General features: G+C 44.1%; 27 protein-coding genes and 1 pseudogene. 11 read left to right on the top strand and 17 right to left on the bottom strand.

The features are described from left to right. Positions 1-95: 95 nt before the first annotated feature. The 5 genes from sufD to K6984_RS01625 all read right to left on the bottom strand — a co-directional run bounded on the left by sufD (position 96) and on the right by K6984_RS01625 (position 4,563). Positions 96-1,421: a Fe-S cluster assembly protein SufD gene (sufD, locus tag K6984_RS01645; RefSeq protein WP_221893882.1), complete on the bottom strand. Its 1,326-nt coding sequence runs from the start codon at positions 1,419-1,421 to the stop codon at positions 96-98. Beyond that, positions 1,421-2,170 carry a Fe-S cluster assembly ATPase SufC gene (sufC, locus tag K6984_RS01640; protein WP_221893881.1) on the bottom strand — a complete coding sequence of 250 codons (750 nt, stop codon included), beginning with the start codon at positions 2,168-2,170 and terminating at the stop codon, positions 1,421-1,423. Before sufC ends, sufD begins: the two co-directional genes overlap by 1 nt. Positions 2,171-2,239: 69 nt before the next feature. Further along, entirely contained in the window at positions 2,240-3,688 is a 1,449-nt protein-coding gene (gene sufB, locus K6984_RS01635; protein WP_221893880.1) for a Fe-S cluster assembly protein SufB, read from the bottom strand. Between the two features lie 13 nt (positions 3,689-3,701). Next, positions 3,702-4,157, bottom strand: a complete 456-nt coding sequence (locus K6984_RS01630; protein ID WP_221893879.1) for an SUF system Fe-S cluster assembly regulator — start codon at positions 4,155-4,157, stop codon at positions 3,702-3,704. 70 nt (positions 4,158-4,227) lie between these two features. After that, the gene (locus K6984_RS01625) at positions 4,228-4,563 is read right to left on the bottom strand and encodes a ComEC/Rec2 family competence protein (protein ID WP_221893878.1); all 336 of its coding nucleotides are present in this window, start codon (positions 4,561-4,563) and stop codon (positions 4,228-4,230) included. Here K6984_RS01625 and K6984_RS01620 point away from each other — a divergent pair. Further along, positions 4,520-4,762 carry a hypothetical protein gene (locus K6984_RS01620; protein ID WP_221893877.1) on the top strand — a complete coding sequence of 81 codons (243 nt, stop codon included), beginning with the start codon at positions 4,520-4,522 and terminating at the stop codon, positions 4,760-4,762. The two genes, K6984_RS01625 and K6984_RS01620, sit on opposite strands and share 44 nt — an antisense overlap. Positions 4,763-4,841: 79 nt before the next feature. Here K6984_RS01620 and K6984_RS01615 read toward each other — a convergent pair whose 3' ends face one another. Continuing rightward, positions 4,842-5,039, bottom strand: coding sequence for a hypothetical protein (locus K6984_RS01615; RefSeq protein WP_221893876.1), 198 nt, complete (start codon positions 5,037-5,039; stop codon positions 4,842-4,844). A gap of 51 nt (positions 5,040-5,090) precedes the next feature. Here K6984_RS01615 and K6984_RS01610 point away from each other — a divergent pair, with 51 nt between their 5' ends. Both K6984_RS01610 and K6984_RS01605 read left to right on the top strand, forming a co-directional pair. Next, positions 5,091-5,600 carry a DUF2062 domain-containing protein gene (locus K6984_RS01610; RefSeq protein WP_221893875.1) on the top strand — a complete coding sequence of 170 codons (510 nt, stop codon included), beginning with the start codon at positions 5,091-5,093 and terminating at the stop codon, positions 5,598-5,600. Between the two features lie 255 nt (positions 5,601-5,855). Further along, positions 5,856-5,993, top strand: a complete 138-nt coding sequence (locus K6984_RS01605; RefSeq protein ID WP_221893874.1) for a hypothetical protein — start codon at positions 5,856-5,858, stop codon at positions 5,991-5,993. Here the strand turns inward: K6984_RS01605 and K6984_RS01600 are convergent. Further along, positions 5,990-6,127: a type II toxin-antitoxin system HicB family antitoxin gene (locus K6984_RS01600; protein WP_420831627.1), complete on the bottom strand. Its 138-nt coding sequence runs from the start codon at positions 6,125-6,127 to the stop codon at positions 5,990-5,992. The genes K6984_RS01605 and K6984_RS01600 overlap by 4 nt on opposite strands. Before the next feature lie 42 nt (positions 6,128-6,169). Here K6984_RS01600 and K6984_RS32200 point away from each other — a divergent pair, with 42 nt between their 5' ends. Continuing rightward, positions 6,170-6,298 (top strand): hypothetical protein, encoded by a 129-nt coding sequence (locus tag K6984_RS32200; RefSeq protein WP_263458596.1) that lies wholly within the window; start codon positions 6,170-6,172, stop codon positions 6,296-6,298. Positions 6,299-6,520: 222 nt separating this feature from the next. Here K6984_RS32200 and K6984_RS32195 read toward each other — a convergent pair whose 3' ends face one another. Next, positions 6,521-6,646, bottom strand: coding sequence for a hypothetical protein (locus K6984_RS32195; protein ID WP_263458619.1), 126 nt, complete (start codon positions 6,644-6,646; stop codon positions 6,521-6,523). Positions 6,647-6,658: 12 nt separating this feature from the next. Between K6984_RS32195 and K6984_RS01595 the strand changes: the two genes are divergently transcribed. The 5 genes and pseudogenes from K6984_RS01595 to K6984_RS32185 all read left to right on the top strand — a co-directional run bounded on the left by K6984_RS01595 (position 6,659) and on the right by K6984_RS32185 (position 7,921). Continuing rightward, positions 6,659-7,087: a hypothetical protein gene (locus K6984_RS01595; RefSeq protein WP_221893873.1), complete on the top strand. Its 429-nt coding sequence runs from the start codon at positions 6,659-6,661 to the stop codon at positions 7,085-7,087. Positions 7,088-7,103: 16 nt separating this feature from the next. Continuing rightward, on the top strand, positions 7,104-7,403 hold the full coding sequence (locus K6984_RS01590; protein ID WP_221893872.1) for a hypothetical protein: 300 nt from the start codon (positions 7,104-7,106) through the stop codon (positions 7,401-7,403). Between the two features lie 50 nt (positions 7,404-7,453). Next, a pseudogene (locus K6984_RS01585) lies at positions 7,454-7,618 on the top strand (helix-turn-helix domain-containing protein); the annotation flags it as partial. Between the two features lie 21 nt (positions 7,619-7,639). Next, positions 7,640-7,768 carry a hypothetical protein gene (locus K6984_RS32190; RefSeq protein ID WP_263458600.1) on the top strand — a complete coding sequence of 43 codons (129 nt, stop codon included), beginning with the start codon at positions 7,640-7,642 and terminating at the stop codon, positions 7,766-7,768. 27 nt (positions 7,769-7,795) lie between these two features. Continuing rightward, complete coding sequence (locus K6984_RS32185; protein ID WP_263458618.1) at positions 7,796-7,921, top strand: hypothetical protein; 126 nt, start codon at positions 7,796-7,798, stop codon at positions 7,919-7,921. Between the two features lie 8 nt (positions 7,922-7,929). Here K6984_RS32185 and K6984_RS01580 read toward each other — a convergent pair whose 3' ends face one another. After that, positions 7,930-8,109: a hypothetical protein gene (locus K6984_RS01580; RefSeq protein WP_221893871.1), complete on the bottom strand. Its 180-nt coding sequence runs from the start codon at positions 8,107-8,109 to the stop codon at positions 7,930-7,932. Here K6984_RS01580 and K6984_RS01575 point away from each other — a divergent pair. Next, on the top strand, positions 8,066-8,398 hold the full coding sequence (locus tag K6984_RS01575) for a hypothetical protein (RefSeq protein WP_221893870.1): 333 nt from the start codon (positions 8,066-8,068) through the stop codon (positions 8,396-8,398). The genes K6984_RS01580 and K6984_RS01575 overlap by 44 nt on opposite strands. Before the next feature lie 126 nt (positions 8,399-8,524). Here K6984_RS01575 and tilS read toward each other — a convergent pair whose 3' ends face one another. From tilS to K6984_RS32180, 5 genes are all read right to left on the bottom strand, one after another. Continuing rightward, a complete protein-coding gene (gene tilS / locus K6984_RS01570; RefSeq protein WP_221893869.1) occupies positions 8,525-9,856 on the bottom strand; it encodes a tRNA lysidine(34) synthetase TilS in 1,332 nt (443 codons plus the stop codon). A 54-nt stretch (positions 9,857-9,910) separates the two neighbouring features. Next, positions 9,911-10,876, bottom strand: coding sequence for an acetyl-CoA carboxylase carboxyl transferase subunit alpha (accA, locus tag K6984_RS01565; protein ID WP_221893868.1), 966 nt, complete (start codon positions 10,874-10,876; stop codon positions 9,911-9,913). A gap of 67 nt (positions 10,877-10,943) precedes the next feature. Beyond that, complete coding sequence (locus tag K6984_RS01560) at positions 10,944-12,257, bottom strand: replication-associated recombination protein A (RefSeq protein ID WP_221893867.1); 1,314 nt, start codon at positions 12,255-12,257, stop codon at positions 10,944-10,946. Positions 12,258-12,463: 206 nt separating this feature from the next. Beyond that, the gene (locus K6984_RS01555) at positions 12,464-13,282 is read right to left on the bottom strand and encodes a transposase (RefSeq protein ID WP_221893866.1); all 819 of its coding nucleotides are present in this window, start codon (positions 13,280-13,282) and stop codon (positions 12,464-12,466) included. Further along, positions 13,255-13,383, bottom strand: a complete 129-nt coding sequence (locus K6984_RS32180) for a hypothetical protein (RefSeq protein ID WP_263458617.1) — start codon at positions 13,381-13,383, stop codon at positions 13,255-13,257. Before K6984_RS32180 ends, K6984_RS01555 begins: the two co-directional genes overlap by 28 nt. On the opposite strand from K6984_RS32180, the gene K6984_RS01550 reads away from it, so the two are divergent. Beyond that, the gene (locus tag K6984_RS01550; RefSeq protein WP_221893865.1) at positions 13,340-13,570 is read left to right on the top strand and encodes a hypothetical protein; all 231 of its coding nucleotides are present in this window, start codon (positions 13,340-13,342) and stop codon (positions 13,568-13,570) included. The two genes, K6984_RS32180 and K6984_RS01550, sit on opposite strands and share 44 nt — an antisense overlap. Before the next feature lie 611 nt (positions 13,571-14,181). Here K6984_RS01550 and K6984_RS01545 read toward each other — a convergent pair. From K6984_RS01545 to K6984_RS01535, 3 genes are all read right to left on the bottom strand, one after another. Then, positions 14,182-15,042: a transposase gene (locus K6984_RS01545; RefSeq protein ID WP_221893864.1), complete on the bottom strand. Its 861-nt coding sequence runs from the start codon at positions 15,040-15,042 to the stop codon at positions 14,182-14,184. A gap of 63 nt (positions 15,043-15,105) precedes the next feature. After that, positions 15,106-15,720, bottom strand: a complete 615-nt coding sequence (locus K6984_RS01540) for a transposase (protein ID WP_230987840.1) — start codon at positions 15,718-15,720, stop codon at positions 15,106-15,108. A 2-nt stretch (positions 15,721-15,722) separates the two neighbouring features. Next, the gene (locus tag K6984_RS01535) at positions 15,723-16,343 is read right to left on the bottom strand and encodes an IS630 family transposase (protein ID WP_221893862.1); all 621 of its coding nucleotides are present in this window, start codon (positions 16,341-16,343) and stop codon (positions 15,723-15,725) included. Between the last annotated feature and the right edge of the window lie 9 nt (positions 16,344-16,352).

The raw sequence follows: 16,352 nt of genomic DNA, 5'->3' as shown, positions 1-16,352 counted from the left end.
TTTATCTTCGGGGATTACTCTACTTGGGTAGAGCGGACTTCAGTCCGCATTTTATACAATCGTAGCGGACTAAAGTCCGCTCTACACTCTTATTATTAAAGCCAGTCTTGCTGAATACCTGCCTGAGGAAAGCGCTGTAATAATTGTGCTAGCACCCTATCATGCAACTCTGGTAGCTTGATCTTTCCCACCATTTCATTAGCAAAGGCAAAGGTCAGCATATTTCGTGCGGTTTGCTTATCCACGCAACGCGATTGCAAGTAAAAAACCGATTGCTCATCTAATTGCCCTACCGTTACACCATGTGCACACTTTACATCATCCGCATAAATTTCCAGTTGCGGCTTGGTGTCAGCTTCTGCATCATCTGAAAGTAACAGGTTACGATTGTTCATCATCGAGTCGGTTTTCTGCGCCTGCTCTGCAACCAGTACCCGCCCCTGAAAAACACCTTTTGCACGCTGATTTAAAACGCCTTTATACAGCTCATGACTTATTGCATGCGGCTGTAAATGATTAATACGCGTGTGATTATCGATATGCTGGCGTTTAACGCCTAAATACAGGCCATTTAAGTCACATGCTGAGGCATGACCCAGGTCAGTATGAGTATCATTGCGCGCTAATAGCCCACCAAAGGCAAAGTTATGGTGTGTAAAGCGACTATCCCTAGCCTGTTTAACATAGGTTCCGCCAAAATGGTAAGCTTTCTCACCTTCCATTTGCAGTTTATATAAAGTTAAATCAGCATTTTGTTCCAGCGCAATTTCCATAACTGCTGCTGAACAATAAGCATCATCACAGCCTACATAGGTTTCTATCACTTTTGCCTCGGCTGACTCCTCCAGAACAATAATATCGCGTGTATTCGCCATAAAGCCCGCTTGAGTCACGATATGCAGGATTTGAATCGGCTTAGCTAACACCTGCTTAGCAGGAACATGAATAAACAGCCCATCACTAAACCAGGCAGTGTTAAACGCTACAAAGCCATGTTCTTTAGAGTCAACTACCTGAGAAAAGTATTTTTCCAGTAAATCAGCACGCTGCTCTACAGCACTAGCCATATTCATGACCGTCACTGATTCCGGAATGCCATCCAGATTAGACAGGGACGCTGAATAATGTCCATCCACCAGAACGACAGACCAGGCATCCGCTATTAAATGCTGTTTGAGACTGTCCATGTCTACCGCACCGATTTCACTTGTAGCAACCGGCGAAAACAATTTCTTCTCGATGGCGGAAACATTAGTATAGCGCCACTCTTCCTCTCTTAATGAAGGAAAACCATGCGCTGAAAAGTGCTGTGCCGCATCCTGTCTTAGTAATCTTAACCAGCTAACTAATTGCCCAGGTAATGCATCAGAAAATTTCTCATATTCAGTTGGATATTGACTGATAGTTTTTACAGCACTCATTATGCCGCCTGCTCTTCTACCCAGTGGTAACCTTTTGCTTCCAGTTCCAGCGCAAGTTCAGGACCACCTGATTTGACAATTTTGCCATTCGCCAGAACATGCACGATATCAGGCTTAATATAATCCAGCATGCGTTGATAATGGGTAATCATTAAAAAAGCACGATCATCCGCACGAAGAGAATTCACGCCAGCAGCAACCACTTTCAAGGCATCAATATCCAGCCCGGAATCGGTTTCATCTAGAATACACAAGCTAGGCTCTAAAATAGCAGCTTGCAGGATCTCATTACGTTTTTTCTCACCACCTGAAAAACCTTCATTGACCGAACGATATAAGAACTTTTCATCCATTTCTAATAATTTGACTTTATCTTTAACTAAGGTTAAAAAATCCATCGCATCCACTTCAGGCAAACCTTTGTGCTTGCGAATTGCATTTAGAGCTGCTTTCATTAGATAAATATTGCTCACCCCAGGAACTTCTACTGGATACTGGAAAGCTAAAAATACACCTTCACGCGCTCTTTCATCAGGCTCCAGATCTAATAAGTCCTTTCCCTGATAAATCACTGTTCCTGCTGTCACGGTGTAACCTGACTTTCCTGACAAGACATGCGACAGCGTGCTTTTACCCGCGCCATTGGGTCCCATAATCGCATGCACTTCACCTGCATTAATCTGCAAATTAAGGCCTTTAAGAATAGGCTTATCACCTACACTGACATGAAGATTTTCTATACTGAGCATTTATTTTTACCTGAAATATTTTTTGGACTGTGCCTGACTCCCGACTTTGTGCGGGAATAGGAGAAATTTCTAACCCACCGAACCTTCAAGACTGATGCCTAATAAAGCCTGCGCTTCGACGGCAAATTCCATGGGTAATTCTTTGAATACACTTTTGCAAAAACCATTAACAATCATCGAAACAGCATCTTCCGCAGAGATGCCACGTTGCTGACAGAAAAACAATTGGTCTTCGCTAATTTTAGAGGTGGTCGCTTCATGCTCGACTTGTGCCGAAGGTTGTTTCACTTCCACATAAGGGAACGTATGTGCGCCGCATTTATCACCCACTAATAAGGAGTCACACTGCGTATAGTTACGTGCGTTTGTCGCATTTTTAGCAACCTTAACCAGCCCGCGATAGGTGTTTTGCGAACGCCCTGCAGATATGCCTTTGGAAATAATCGTACTGCGGGTATTTTTACCGATATGAATCATTTTAGTTCCGGTATCGGCTTGCTGATAATTATTAGTCACCGCAACCGAATAGAATTCACCCACCGAGTTATCGCCCAATAATACACAACTAGGATATTTCCAGGTAATCGCAGAACCCGTTTCTACCTGTGTCCAGGAAACCTTTGAGTTTGCTCCACGGCACTCTGCACGCTTGGTGACAAAGTTATATATGCCACCCACTCCATTTTCGTCGCCTGGGTACCAGTTCTGAACTGTCGAGTATTTAATCTCCGCGTTATCCATGACAACTAATTCCACTACTGCCGCATGCAATTGATTTTCATCACGCATCGGTGCGGTACAGCCTTCTAAATAGCTAACATGACTATCCTCATCAGCAATAATCAAAGTACGTTCAAATTGTCCTGTGTTGGCCGCATTAATTCTAAAATACGTAGACAATTCCATCGGACAACGGACACCTTTAGGAATGTAAACAAAAGAGCCATCGGTAAACACCGCTGCATTTAAAGCAGCAAAAAAATTATCACCGGAAGGAACAACCGTTCCTAAATACTGCTTTACTAGGTCGGGATATTCTTGCAAGGCCTCGGAAATAGGGCAGAAAATAACCCCCGCATCTTTTAATTTACCTTTAAATGTAGTCGCAACTGAAACACTATCAAATACAGCATCAACCGCAACACCTGCTAAGCGCTCCTGCTCATCCAGAGGGATACCCAGTTTTTTATAGGTTTCTAGCAATTCCGGGTCAATTTCATCCAGGCTTTGCGGCTTATCTGAGTCTTTTTTAGGCGCTGAATAATAACTAATTGACTGATAATCAATCGGTTCAATATTTAACTGCGCCCAATTTGGCTCAGTCATGGTTTGCCAGTGGCGAAAAGCTTTTAAGCGATATTCCAGCATAAACTCTGGCTCACCTTTAATCGCCGAAAGTTTGGCAATAACCTGCTCATCCAGACCCGGTGGAAAGGTATCCACTTCCACGTCGGTCACAAAGCCGTCTTTATACTTTTGACCTATATAACTATCAATTTCTTGTGCGCTGGTTGACATAAGTACTCTTTATCTATTTTAAACGATACAAACTGGCCACTGGCACAGTAATTTCTTGCGGAGGGTTAACAGGTAACAACATATCAGCTAAGGTCACTGACTCTAAAGCTTGCTGCACGGCTTGATTGATTAGTCGCCAGTTATTACCAATTTGACAACCTGAAACCTGATCACAACTATGATCAGAATGGCTACACTCAGTTAAAGATATTGGCCCTTCTAAAGCTGTAATCACCGATGCCACAGTAATTTTTTCAGGTGTTTGCACTAAGACATAACCACCCTTTGCTCCTCGAATAGAACTTAATACTTTTGCTTTAACTAATAGCTTCAAAATTTTACTAACAGTAGGCAGGGTAACCCCAGTGACTGTCGAAACTTCCAGCGCAGCATGCATTTGCTCTGGATTTTTTGCCATAAAACTCAGGATAACTGTTGCATAGTCAGTCATTTTACCTAGACGTAACATGTCCTCTCCTTCAATGTAGTACTATTTTAGTCCTATTTAATTCCATAGTAAATGCCTTGGTTATTATTTTTTACTTATTCCAGTAGTGACTATGCTTGTCTCTATAGCCTTCTAGCTTACTTTTATTTTTAGATATGGTAACGCTAATAGCTCCAGACTCGCCGCTAATAAAGTACTTTGCGGCTATTGCTTTGTAGCGATTAACAACTTCTGCATGAGGAAAGCCAAAGCGGTTTGGTGAGTCAGCGGGAACCAGAATAATCTCTGGATTAACCTTAGCCAAAAAAGCTGCAGAGGCGCGCCATGCTACCTCACGAAATTCCGGGACTCCTGTCGCCATAATTCGTTCACCTACGCAGCGGATGGGAGATGCCCTGAACGCCCTGCGTCCGCAACGACTACGCACAAAAGCCGCTTCGTCATTACTACCTCACTGGCTGGACGGCTATTCGGAATGCAATTCTTGCTCCTCTCGCGTGCTGCTAGCACACGTCGAATCAGCAAATTGCCCTGTCGCCTATCAGGGACTAAGAATCACCACTTCGCTAAGCTACGTTTCCATGATTTTCAGCGTTTGCAAAGGCACTGGCAAACACTATGCCTAAAAGAAAATAGGCGCTGCGACGATAATTATAATAGGCCATTAAAATGGCAATAATTAGCGCAGATAGCAAGATGAAATTATCAGGCAATTCTCTCCACTGCTGAACAAACAGCACGCCGGAGAAAAAGCACAGAACTGATAAAAACATAAACCGCACACCCTGAAAATACTTGCAATATTTGTATGCTAACACGCTTTTTTTCAGAACGACCGTGACGCTGATTTTTATGACCTGCAATACGGTTAAAACTATTAATTGCACAGCTTAAAATGTACACGAAAACCTGCTACACTTAGCCACTGTTTATATTTAGTGAATACCAGTCATCATGCCCAAAAAGCTTATCAAGAAATACATGCCTTCACCTGAGTCCATTAAAGAGCATAAGCATCTGACTTTTTTAGGCGATAAGCTGCATGACCCAAACCTCTGGCACTTAAACCGGCGCTCCGTTGCAGCAGCTCTTGCTGTTGGCCTTTTTGTCGCATGGATTCCAACACCAGGTCAAATGGTAATTGCAGCGGTATTCGCACTATATTTCCGCGCTAACCTGCCTATTTCTGTTGCGCTAGTCTGGGTCACTAACCCATTGACCATGCCACCGATGTTTTATTTTGCATATCGCATAGGTTTATGGACTCTGAACCAGCCTTCACCAGCTGCCGATTTTGAATTTTCTATAGAAAGCGTGACCACAGGACTAAGCGATATAGGCGGACCTTTTCTTATCGGGTGCCTGATACTCGGTATTGCATCATCAGTGATTGGTTATTTTGGCATGAGGTTGTTCTGGCGCTGGCATGTAGTTAAACAATGGCGCGCGCGTTCTGAAAGATAGGCCTAGGTTAACATCAATTGTAAAGGGCTAGCTATGCGTACATTAATCTACGCCCTTTGGCTTAGGGAATAACATCACCAAGCTCCTCCGCTGAAAATCATGGAAACGGAGCTTAGCGAAGTGGTGATTTTTAGTCCCTGATAGGCGACAGGGAAATTCGCTGATTCAACGTGTGCTAGCAGCACGCGAGAGGAGCAATAATTTCATTCCGAATAGCCGTCCAGCCAGTGAGGTAGTAATGACGAAGCGGCTTTTGTGCGTAGTCGTTGCGGACGCAGGGCGTTCAAGGCATCTCCCATCCGCTGCGTAGGTGAACGGATTATGGCGACAGGAGTCCCGGAATTTCGTGAGGTAGCATGGCGCGCCTGTTGCGCAGCATCAATCCACAGCTAAATTGCTTCTTGTATATTTGCAAGCGCAGCTTCATGGGAACCGCCATGCGCCACACACCCAAGAAGCTCTGGAACTTCTGTTAAGTACGCCTGGTCTTCTTCACTCCAATAAATTATTGTTTCATACTTAAACATTACTCGTCTCCAATAAGGCAGTTTATTGGGGAGTCGCTATTTTTGCGAAAGCTTGTTTTGGGCATCCCAGCCCAAGCAAGCAGCAAAAACTTAACGCGACCACTTATGCCTCCGGCGGCCCCGATTCGTCCTCGTCACCTCGTCCCGACCCAACAAGGGGTCGGAACATAGGCTCCAAATGACTTGACGCCGTGTCGGATGGCCTTTTATTTTGTCTCCACCTTCGCTAACGCTCAGACTCCGACAAAATAACGGCCCTACGGCTATCGCGGACTAAAAATCATCACTTCGCTTAGGCTCCGTTTCCCTGATTTTCAGCGACGGAATAAAGTTACCAAGATTACGAAGAATTTTTGATTCTGGCCAAACTATCTCAAGAGGAGCATAGTCATTCTACGTAACACAGACGCGCCATGCTACCTCACGAAATTCCGGGACTCCTGTCGCCGTAATTCGTTCACCTACGCAGCGAATAGGAGATGCTCCAGCCGCCCTGCGTCCGCCACAGACTGAGCACAAAGCAGCTCAGTCATGGCTACCACAAATGGCTCTACGGCTATTCGGGATAAAATTTTAGCCTCCCTCGCGCGCTATCGCGCACTTCGGATTGGCAAATTTCCCTGCGCCTTCTGGAGACTATCAGCCCGTCCGGGGCTGACAGCGGAGGGATCAAGCCGTGGCCTGATTCTGAGTCTTTTGTTTGACCATTGCCTTCTCCTTCACCCAGAGCAAATAGCCCGCATTGAAAGCAAACTACCTGCGTATACCGTAGGAAGCTTACAGCGCAAGTCTCAAATGGATGTGCGGGGAGTCGCTATTTTTGCGAAAGCTTGTTTTGGGCATCCCAGCCCAAGCAAGCAGCAAAAACTTAACGCGACCACTTATGCCTCCGGCGGCCCCGATTCGTCCTCGTCACCTCGTCCCGACCCAACAAGGGGTCGGAACATAGGCTCCAAATGACTTGACGCCGTGTCGGATGGCCTTTTATTTTGTCTCCACCTTCGCTAACGCTCAGACTCCGACAAAACAACGGCCCTACGGCTATCGCGGACTAAAAATCATCACTTCGCTTAGGCTACGTTTCCCTGATTTTCAGCGACTGCTTGAGTTCATCACGTCATTGCTAGAGTTTCCAGATCCTGGTGATAAGCTGAAAGAGTTAGGTGAATTAATAAAGGATGTGTTTCAACTGATGCCATCAGGAAAACATATGATTGGCAGAGATTTAGGGCGCTTAGGGCCAACAGCATCATTAAAGTATTGTTCTGCTGGGTGAAGGTAAGAGTTTGATGGCAATGGGATGGAAAAACTTGAACATCGAGTAATAATAAATTAAGCGAATATGAGCAACTCGCTATTTTAATGACCTGTAATGAGGACGAGTATGCCAATTTACCACCGAGTCAAATCGTCCCTATCCTGGCAGACAAAGGCATCTACATTGCCTCCGAATCATCATTTTATCGAGTGTTGCATAAAGCAGAACAAGTCACACGCGGGGAGTCGCTATTTTTGCGAAAGCTTGTTTTGGGCATCCCAGCCCAAGCAAGCGGCAAAAACTTAACGCGACCACTAATGCCTCCGGCGGCCCCGATTCGTCCTCGTCACCTCGTCCCGACCCAACAAGGGGTCGGAACATAGGCTCCAAATGACTTGACGCCGTGTCGGATGGCCTTTTATTTTGTCTCCACCTTCGCTAACGCTCAGACTCCGACAAAACAACGGCCCTACGGCTATCGCGGACTAAAAATCTTCACTTCGCTAAAGCTCCGTTTCCAGGATTTTCAGCGATAGAGGGCGGGCTAAAGAGCGCAAAAACACCTCCAAGCCAACGAGTTATATCGCAGAAAAAGCGAACCAGGTATGGACCAGGCGCGCCATGCTACCTCACGAAATTCTGGGACTCCTGTCGCCATAATTCGTTCACCTACGCAGCGGATGGGAGATGCCCTGAACGCCCTGCGTCCGCAACGACTACGCACAAAAGCCGCTTCGTCATTACTACCTCACTGGCTGGACGGCTATTCGGAATGCAATTCTTGCTCCTCTCGCGTGCTGCTAGCACACGTCGAATCAGCGAATTGCCCTGTCGCCTATCAGGGGCTAAAAATCACCACTTCGCTAAGCTCCGTTTCCATGATTTTCAGCGAAAGCAGCTCAGTCTGTGGCGGACGCAGGGCGGCTGGAGCATCTCCTATTCGCTGCGTAGGTGAACGAATTACGGCGACAGGAGTCCCGGAATTTCGTGAGGTAGCATGGCGCGCCTGTTGAGAGTGAGTTTTATAGGAAAGTGTCTTAAAAAGCGTCCGGTTTTTGTTGACCATTACAGGGTAAGAGGTACTTGCTTATAGGATCTCAGTACCAGGCCATCTAACCTCGCTTGTTTCCAGTACTTGTTCAATCATTACGCCTAGATTGATCCCAGAGCAGACAAATACAGGTCTCACTCTGGCTATAAAAATCAGCATTTATCCAGTAACTGGCAATTGCTGCAAGTTCTCCATTAATATAAATCAACGGAATAACATCACGCAACCAGGGAGCGATACCCGCTTCCTGGTAGAGCTTTTTTAAACTATGCCGACCCATTCTATTGGGCAAGGCAATTTTTTCACCACCTTGCCGATACTTTACCTGTATATCCCCCTGCTGCCATCTGTTTAACGCAATGCCCTGCTGCACCGGCTTGATTTTTAATATGCCATTATTTGCCAGAGCCAGGGATTTGTTGCTATCAGTCCAGGCAAATACTTGCCGTAAGTCTGGCAACTGCTTTACGGCAACTAAATACAAGCCTTCCCGGTAGCGTTGAATAGTATGGCCATCATGCTCAACAAGTGGATTTGCTTCGGGTCGGGCAAGTAACACATCTTGCATAATAGCGCTTAGCACTTTCTGCGTAGGCATACGTACGCCCAGCTGATGCAGCCATTCACGCAGTATCCACTGGTGGCTAGGCGGCTCATGTGCTAACAAACCCGGAATGGATAAGCTCTGCTGCTGTTCATTATATAACCCGTGCATTTGCTGCCGGGCATTTGCAGATAGCACTTGCTGGGCACCCGCACAATGCTCTGCAACACGCGCAACAGTTTTATCCAGACCAGGCCAGCGCTGCTCTAACAGGGGAATAATATTATGCCGCAGAAAGTTTCGATCAAACTGAATATCTTGATTACTGGGATCGTCAATCCACTGTAAATCATGCTGCTGGACATAGTGTTTAATTTCTTGCTGGTTGATTTCCAGCAAGGGACGAAGTAGTGTGCCATGCGCAAATTGAATGGCGGTAGGCATTCCAGAGAGACCTTTTAGCCCTGCACCACGAAATAATTGCAATAAGACGGTTTCTAGTTGATCATCGCGATGCTGGGCAAATAGCAATACGTCATTTTTACCCAAGAGTTGTTTGAATGCCTGATAGCGTGCAATACGTGCAGCCTCTTCGGGACTCTGTCCTGGCTTGGCCTGGGCATTGACTTTAAGTCTTTTAAAAGCAACGCCTAAATCCCTGGAAATCTGTTGACAGTGTTGCGCCCAGTCACCAGCACAAGCCTGTAATCCATGATGCACATACACAGCCGTCAGCTTATGTTTTAGTGCTGGAATATTAGCCAGTAAATGCAGTAAAACGTGGGAATCAACACCGCCACTGTAGCCAATAAAAAGCTTACTGGCCGTCTGATAAGGTGCGAGGTGCTGGGCTATAAATTGCGCAGTAAGTTTCACATCTACTGTTTTCTGAGCGCCAGGACTAGCGCTCGTGCTTGAGTTAAATGCTGGTTACTTTTGATCTTCGGTATAAACACCAAATGCCATAATGCGCTGGTAGCGCTTTTCTAATAAGCTATCTATGTTCTCATGGCGTAAATCTTTAATATGGCGAATCAGCGTTTCTTTTAGATTCTCAGCTGTGGTTTTAAAATCTCTATGTGCGCCACCTATAGGCTCCCTGACGACTTCATCTAATAGTCCCTGCTCGCGCACCCGGTCTGAGGTAATCCCCATTGCTTCTGCCGCAAGCTTTGCCTTATCAGCACTCTTCCAGAGAATTGATGCACAGCCTTCAGGAGAGATAACAGAATAAGTACTGAATTCCATCATAATCAAGCGATCACCCACGCCAATCGCCAGCGCACCACCGGAACCACCTTCGCCGATAACAGTACAGATTATGGGCGTTTCCAATTTAGCCATTTCAAATAGGTTACGTGCAATTGCTTCACTCTGACCGCGCTCTTCCGCTCCAATACCCGGATACGCTCCCGGGGTGTCTATCAGGCAGATAATAGGTAGATGAAACCGCTCGGCCAGTTTCATAACGCGCAGGGCTTTACGATAGCCTTCAGGGCGAGGCATACCAAAGTTGCGAATAATTTTTTCTTTGGTATCGCGGCCTTTTTGGTGACCAATAATAACAACTGCCTGACCCTCTAATTTTGCCAGACCACAAATAATCGCCTTGTCATCAGCATAGCTGCGATCACCATGCAGTTCATGAAAATCAGTAAACATAAGATCGATATAATCCAGCGTATAAGGTCTACCCGGATGTCTGGATAACTGCGAGATCTGCCAGTCACTGAGCTCTTTAAAAATTTCTTCTGTCAAGGTCTGGTTCTTAGCTTCCAGATCATCTAGTGCAGATGAAATATCTAGGTCATTATCTGCTTCTACACGGCGTAGCTCCGCAATTTTTGCTTCTAATTCAGCTATAGGTTGTTCGAAATCTAGAAAATTTAAATCCATGACTTTAGTTTATAGTTTTTTGTAGAGGGCTAACATGCGAGCAGTTCAATACGCCCTGCTTAGGCAGTTAATTATTATTGAATGCTATTTTATCTAATTCTCGCAAATATTTTAATTTTTCTGCTATTTTTATTTCCAGTCCACGCGAAACTGGGTGATAAAACTGCGCTTCCTGCAAGCCTTCAGGAAAATAATGCTCTCCTGCCGCATAAGCTTCAGGCTCATTATGCGCATATCGATACTCTTTACCATAACCCAGATCTTTCATTAATTTAGTGGGCGCATTGCGCAGGTGATTGGGAACCGTCAAACTTCCACTTTCCTTAGCCGCACGCATCGCTGAATTATAAGCCATATACACCGCATTACTTTTAGGTGCGCAGGCCATATAAACTAGTGCTTGAGCCAATGCCAACTCGCCTTCTGGGCTACCTAATCGCTGTTGAGTTTCCCAGGCATTAATGCACAGCTGCAATGCTCTGGGATCTGCATTACCAATATCTTCAGAAGCGATACGCACTATGCGCCGCGCTAAATATAATGGATCGCAGCCACCATCCAGCATACGACAAAACCAGTATAAAGCTGCATCGGGCGAGCTACCGCGTACCGATTTATGCAATGCTGAAATCTGGTTATAGAATTCTTCGCCTTGATTATCAAAGCGGCGTACCCCACCGACAAGCACCTCTTTGGCGACTGCCTCGGTGATTTCATTAAGCTGACTCGCTTGAGCTAATTCAACTGCAATTTCCAGTAAATTCAGTAAGCGCCGCGCATCCCCATCTGCGGCAATGGCGAATTGCTGTTTTAATTTATCAGACATACTGATACCCAGACGTGCATAGCCCTTATCTTTATCGCTGAGTACCTTATCAATTACACTACGTAAATCATCATCAGTCAGCGCATTTAAGACATACACTCGCGCTCTGGATAACAAGGCATTATTTAATGCAAAAGACGGGTTTTCAGTGGTTGCGCCTAAAAAAAATACCGTACCATCTTCTACATGCGGTAGAAATGCATCTTGCTGTGCCTTGTTAAAACGGTGTACTTCATCGACAAACAAGATTGTTTGCCGCTGCTCTTGTTGCTGTATTTGCTTTGCTGCGGCGACTGCTGCTCGTATATCTTTAACACCTGCCAGGACAGCAGAAATAGGTATAAACTCGGCGTTAGAATGCTGGGCTATCATTCGCGCTAGAGTGGTTTTCCCGGTTCCCGGCGGACCCCAGAAAATCATTGAATGCAAGCGACCAGAATTTATCGCTTCATACAATGGCTTGCCAGGCATCAACAGGTGCTTTTGTCCTGCATAATCAGCCAGTGATTCGGGCCGCATCAGATCCGCTAGAGGTTTGCTTAAATCACTACACATACTTAATAATAGAAGTAATCATATTTACTTAAGCCCTCTGGAAGGGTGCTGGAAAAACAAGTGCAGCACCGAGTTGGTTTGGTGGGTAGTGTGAATGAGGTATATCATATAATGCCCAAATCAATGCCTTTAGCCATCCGAGTGAGTTGCTTGTTATTAACGTTCTTCTTTATGATGCTACACCCTTAAAATATCTATTTTCTTCATCAGTGCTCCCCTATCAATTGAGGCCGTGAAACTAACCTCGCCACAAGAGAGCTCATAAAGCACTGTAAAGACATTCCTGTTATTATTGCGTTTTGAACTGCCCGAATGGTATACGAGCTGATACGAGATATTCTTGCCTGGAAAAATAATGGATTCACAAAACGATCTCGTTTTTGAGCCTGTTGCTGCCTAATCTCCAGAGCCTCGCTATATTTTTTATCCGATGGATGAATCAATTCTGGCTGTTGTGTTTTTGAAATCTCTTCAAACACGCGCATTAAATTATAGCTCATTGCAGTCAGGCGCATTTGATTTTCAAGTGAGCGGGTATTGGAAGACCAAGCTTTAGTTTCCTTGAAATTACTTTTAGTGTTATTGAATGTCTTTTCAATCGTCCATCGCTTGAAATACAGCATGGCAATGGTTCCAGGGTTAATAGTCATTGGCAAGGTTGTCACAAACCGGTGAAGTTTTCCGGTTTGTGGATCACGGTAATCCACCACGTTAAATTTGATGCCCTTGTTTTCGTACACACTGTATGCTTCAACCCCTGTATTGATCTCATGGCGGGAGTCAAAAGGGATAGACTCAACCAGAGTCGCAATTGAATTTTCTTTTAGCATTGAAATCATGTAATTAGCATGTCGTTTCTGCCGATCCCACCAGACAAAGTCGGTGACGGCTTTATCGTAGACATAGAGATGTTTCTGAGAGCTGTTATTTCCCTTGTTTTGCTTTTCAATATGATCTCGTAACACAGGTATTTCTTGATGTCTCTGAGTTCCGTTTGTCAACAGACAAAGAAACAGGCGCGCCATGCTACCTCACGAAATTCCGGTACTCCTGTCGCCATAATTCGTTCACCTACGCAGCGGATGGGAGCTGCCCTGAACGCCCTGCGTCCGCAACGACTACGCACAAAAGTAGCTTCGTCATCACTACCTCACTGGCTGGACGGCTATTCGGAATGCAATTCTTGCTCCTCTCGCGTGCTGCTAGCACACGTCGAATCAGCGAATTGCCCTGTCGCCTATCACTCGATGTTCAAGTTTTTCCATCCCATTGCCATCAAACTCTTACCTTCACCCAGCAGAACAATACTTTAATGATGGTGTTGGCTCTAACCCATCTTCGTCACTTTCATCTTTCTAAGCCATTGATTCATCGGTTTAAGCGATTTTTTGTCGAAAAATTCTCTTTAAAATCAATGGTGTTTTTTTTGAAAGTTTTGTAGTGCCATTTATATTATTTTTGTCGATAAATTCATTGACTTTTGTCAAAAAAATCATCATTATTTGAGTGTAATTTACATGCGACAAAAATACTCTAAAAAATCCAACGTTTTATACAAAAACACAAAATCTGTAGTGCCAACTGGCTACTCTTTAAAATTTCAACCAATTGATTTATAACAACTACATCATCATCAATAGTGACGAAGATGGGCTAAGCGCCCTAAATCTCTGCCAATCATATGTTTTCCTGATGGCATCAGTTGAAACACATCCTTTATTAATTCACCTAACTCTTTCAGCTGAAGTTTCCCAATAATTATTTATGGTAAAATTGAAACTATGCTACAACTATATGAAAAAAATAATCTTTTCATTCGTTTCAAATGCTATTGCCTAAGGGGAATTAAGTAGGGGTTTGCTATAAACATGACAAAACCACCTAAAATAAACCTCGATACACCAGCATTGTGTATTTCAGCTACTCAATAATTGGGAAACTTCAGTTTCAGCTTATCACCAGGATCTGGAAACTCTAGCAATGACGTGATGAACTCAAGCAGTACATCCATTTGAGACTTGCGCTGTAAGCTTCCTACGGTATACGCAGGTAGTTTGCTTTCAATGCGGGCTATTTGCTCTGGGTGAAGGAGAAGGCAATGGTCAAACAAAAGACTCAGAATCAGGCCACGGCTTGATCCCTCTTCATCTAATTGTTTGGCCTCACGCCCCCATCCTTCATAAAGCTTCCAGTCCTCAAAGAAAACCTCAATCAGCCATCTCAACGTATAGGCTTGAATAATATCTTGTGTGCGCCAAGTCAGGTCTGTCGCCACTAAATAGCGATAGTCGTTTTCACCGTCATATTTTAAGGCAATGACAAAGCGTTTTTTACTGTGAGAACTCACCTTCAATCGTGCACTGCTGACAGTCACTTTAATCTCTTTGCCGCCACGTACACGTATTATCTGATCAATGCCTTTGTTAATCGAATTAAAGTAGCTCTCGACTGACCTTATTCTACCTCTATATTCAATATTTTGGTTTTTACGTAATTGGCTAATCACCTGCGAGCCTCCAGATTCTTTAGCGGCTTCGTCCATAAAGGCTTTTTCACCATACAGCGCATCAGACAGTACGCCTTTAATTTTAATCAGGCTATGCGCAACTTTAAACTCTTTTAATAAGCCTAATGCAATCTCTGTTTTGGTCGGGTAGGCACTGTCACGTTCAGGCTTAATAGGCCGATCTTTTTTTGCTATACCGCTCTTTTTCAACCGTTTATCTTCTTTATCCCACTGCTTTAAGGCTGGATCCGGCATATAAAAGAAAAAACCGACAGGCACTGTAATGGATGAGGTAACTATAGTTTCTCAGATAAATAATTTCCAAATTTGGAGCGCTTAAACTTAGGCGGTAACAACGAAATCTTCCCGCAATTTTTGCATAACACAAATCACTTTACTGGCATCATGCATATAAGTGTTAAAAGTTTGCACAACTGAATCATGAAGATCTTCAAAAGTTTTAAAATACTTCATATGAGTCGAATCGCGTTTCGTATTTTTCCATAATTTCTCAATCGGATTAAAATCCGGCGAGAACGCAGGGAGACGTTCTACTGTCAAACGATCTACATTAGCTAACTTAAATTCCTTAATAACACCGCTTCCATGATACGGGGCACCATCTTCAATTAGAATAATCTTGCCTTTATAATAAGCCAGCAATTGTGTTAAAAACTCAACATAGCTTTCACCATTAAAACGCCCAGATGTTTCAGCGTGTTGTAATATCATTGGCTTATAACTCTCGATTAAGACGTTGTCGGCAATAGAATATATCGCTTCCATAAAAAGCTTCTGTGTTGGATATTTCTCATTTTTTAAGCTTTTAAGAATAGCTAAAAATTCTTGAGGCAGCCCAGCTTCTTTTAAAAGTCTAAGTGACTTTGGTTTTATCTCATAAGCCAATGATTCTCGGTATTGAAAACTCCCTCCTTCGAGTTCGATCGTACCAAACATTTTCAACCCTTTCGAATCCCTGATGTTTTCACTGTGGGTTGCTCTCCTATTGGAGCCCAGGTTCGTGCCAATGAACCCCACATAGCAAATGACACCTCATCACCGAATAAAACGACACTCTTTTCTTCTACCGCCTTTTCCATAATGGCAGGCAATGTTTCTTCCAGCCACGTTTTTCTTTCAAGCTCGTACTTTTCTTCTTCTTGGCGATCAGTCACAAAACGAGCTTTTTGATAACTGAAGCCCAGTTTTTTCATTAGGCTTGATAAATAGTTCAAGTTATAACGAACTTCAAATTTTAACCAAATAAGCTCGGCAATCATCGCAGTATTCCATATTCCACAATGAAATCCATTGTCTTCTGGGCCTTTCTTTATCAACTCAACCAATTTATTTTTCTGGTCTTTAGTTAACTTTGACTTCCGACCACGTCCTTGATAGTGTTGCCCTATTAACCAACCGACACCTTTATGCATGAATGTTTTCAGCCAATTTATAATGGTTTTTTCACAGACTCCCATTAGGCGTGCTATTTCTTTGATTCCCATGCATTCACTGAACCAGAGTAGAGCTTGAGTTAATCGATATAAACAAATATTACTTAGCTTGAGAGCTGTCGCCATATTTTTTTT

It is taken from the genome of Bathymodiolus japonicus methanotrophic gill symbiont (assembly GCF_019721995.1).
Classification (GTDB): domain Bacteria; phylum Pseudomonadota; class Gammaproteobacteria; order Methylococcales; family Methylomonadaceae; genus Methyloprofundus.
The sequence above is the reverse complement of the archived record's forward strand: the minus strand, read 5'-3'. Positions and strand labels throughout refer to the sequence as shown.

What these genes read in the sequence shown, in the direction of transcription:
- K6984_RS01600 (WP_420831627.1), bottom strand. Translation starts at nt 6,127, where the DNA reads ATGTTTAAGTATGAAACAATAATTTATTGGAGTGAAGAAGACCAGGCG.
- K6984_RS01560 (WP_221893867.1), bottom strand. Translation starts at nt 12,257, where the DNA reads ATGTGTAGTGATTTAAGCAAACCTCTAGCGGATCTGATGCGGCCCGAA.
- sufC (WP_221893881.1), bottom strand. Translation starts at nt 2,170, where the DNA reads ATGCTCAGTATAGAAAATCTTCATGTCAGTGTAGGTGATAAGCCTATT.
- K6984_RS01540 (WP_230987840.1), bottom strand. Translation starts at nt 15,720, where the DNA reads ATGTTTGGTACGATCGAACTCGAAGGAGGGAGTTTTCAATACCGAGAA.
- K6984_RS01555 (WP_221893866.1), bottom strand. Translation starts at nt 13,282, where the DNA reads ATGGCGCGCCTGTTTCTTTGTCTGTTGACAAACGGAACTCAGAGACAT.
- sufB (WP_221893880.1), bottom strand. Translation starts at nt 3,688, where the DNA reads ATGTCAACCAGCGCACAAGAAATTGATAGTTATATAGGTCAAAAGTAT.
- sufD (WP_221893882.1), bottom strand. Translation starts at nt 1,421, where the DNA reads ATGAGTGCTGTAAAAACTATCAGTCAATATCCAACTGAATATGAGAAA.
- K6984_RS32185 (WP_263458618.1), top strand. Translation starts at nt 7,796, where the DNA reads ATGGCCTTTTATTTTGTCTCCACCTTCGCTAACGCTCAGACTCCGACA.
- K6984_RS01590 (WP_221893872.1), top strand. Translation starts at nt 7,104, where the DNA reads ATGGCCTTTTATTTTGTCTCCACCTTCGCTAACGCTCAGACTCCGACA.
- K6984_RS01535 (WP_221893862.1), bottom strand. Translation starts at nt 16,343, where the DNA reads ATGGCGACAGCTCTCAAGCTAAGTAATATTTGTTTATATCGATTAACT.
- K6984_RS01575 (WP_221893870.1), top strand. Translation starts at nt 8,066, where the DNA reads ATGGGAGATGCCCTGAACGCCCTGCGTCCGCAACGACTACGCACAAAA.
- K6984_RS01550 (WP_221893865.1), top strand. Translation starts at nt 13,340, where the DNA reads ATGGGAGCTGCCCTGAACGCCCTGCGTCCGCAACGACTACGCACAAAA.
- K6984_RS01610 (WP_221893875.1), top strand. Translation starts at nt 5,091, where the DNA reads ATGCCCAAAAAGCTTATCAAGAAATACATGCCTTCACCTGAGTCCATT.
- K6984_RS01620 (WP_221893877.1), top strand. Translation starts at nt 4,520, where the DNA reads ATGGGAGATGCCCTGAACGCCCTGCGTCCGCAACGACTACGCACAAAA.
- accA (WP_221893868.1), bottom strand. Translation starts at nt 10,876, where the DNA reads ATGGATTTAAATTTTCTAGATTTCGAACAACCTATAGCTGAATTAGAA.
- K6984_RS01595 (WP_221893873.1), top strand. Translation starts at nt 6,659, where the DNA reads ATGGCTACCACAAATGGCTCTACGGCTATTCGGGATAAAATTTTAGCC.
- K6984_RS01630 (WP_221893879.1), bottom strand. Translation starts at nt 4,157, where the DNA reads ATGTTACGTCTAGGTAAAATGACTGACTATGCAACAGTTATCCTGAGT.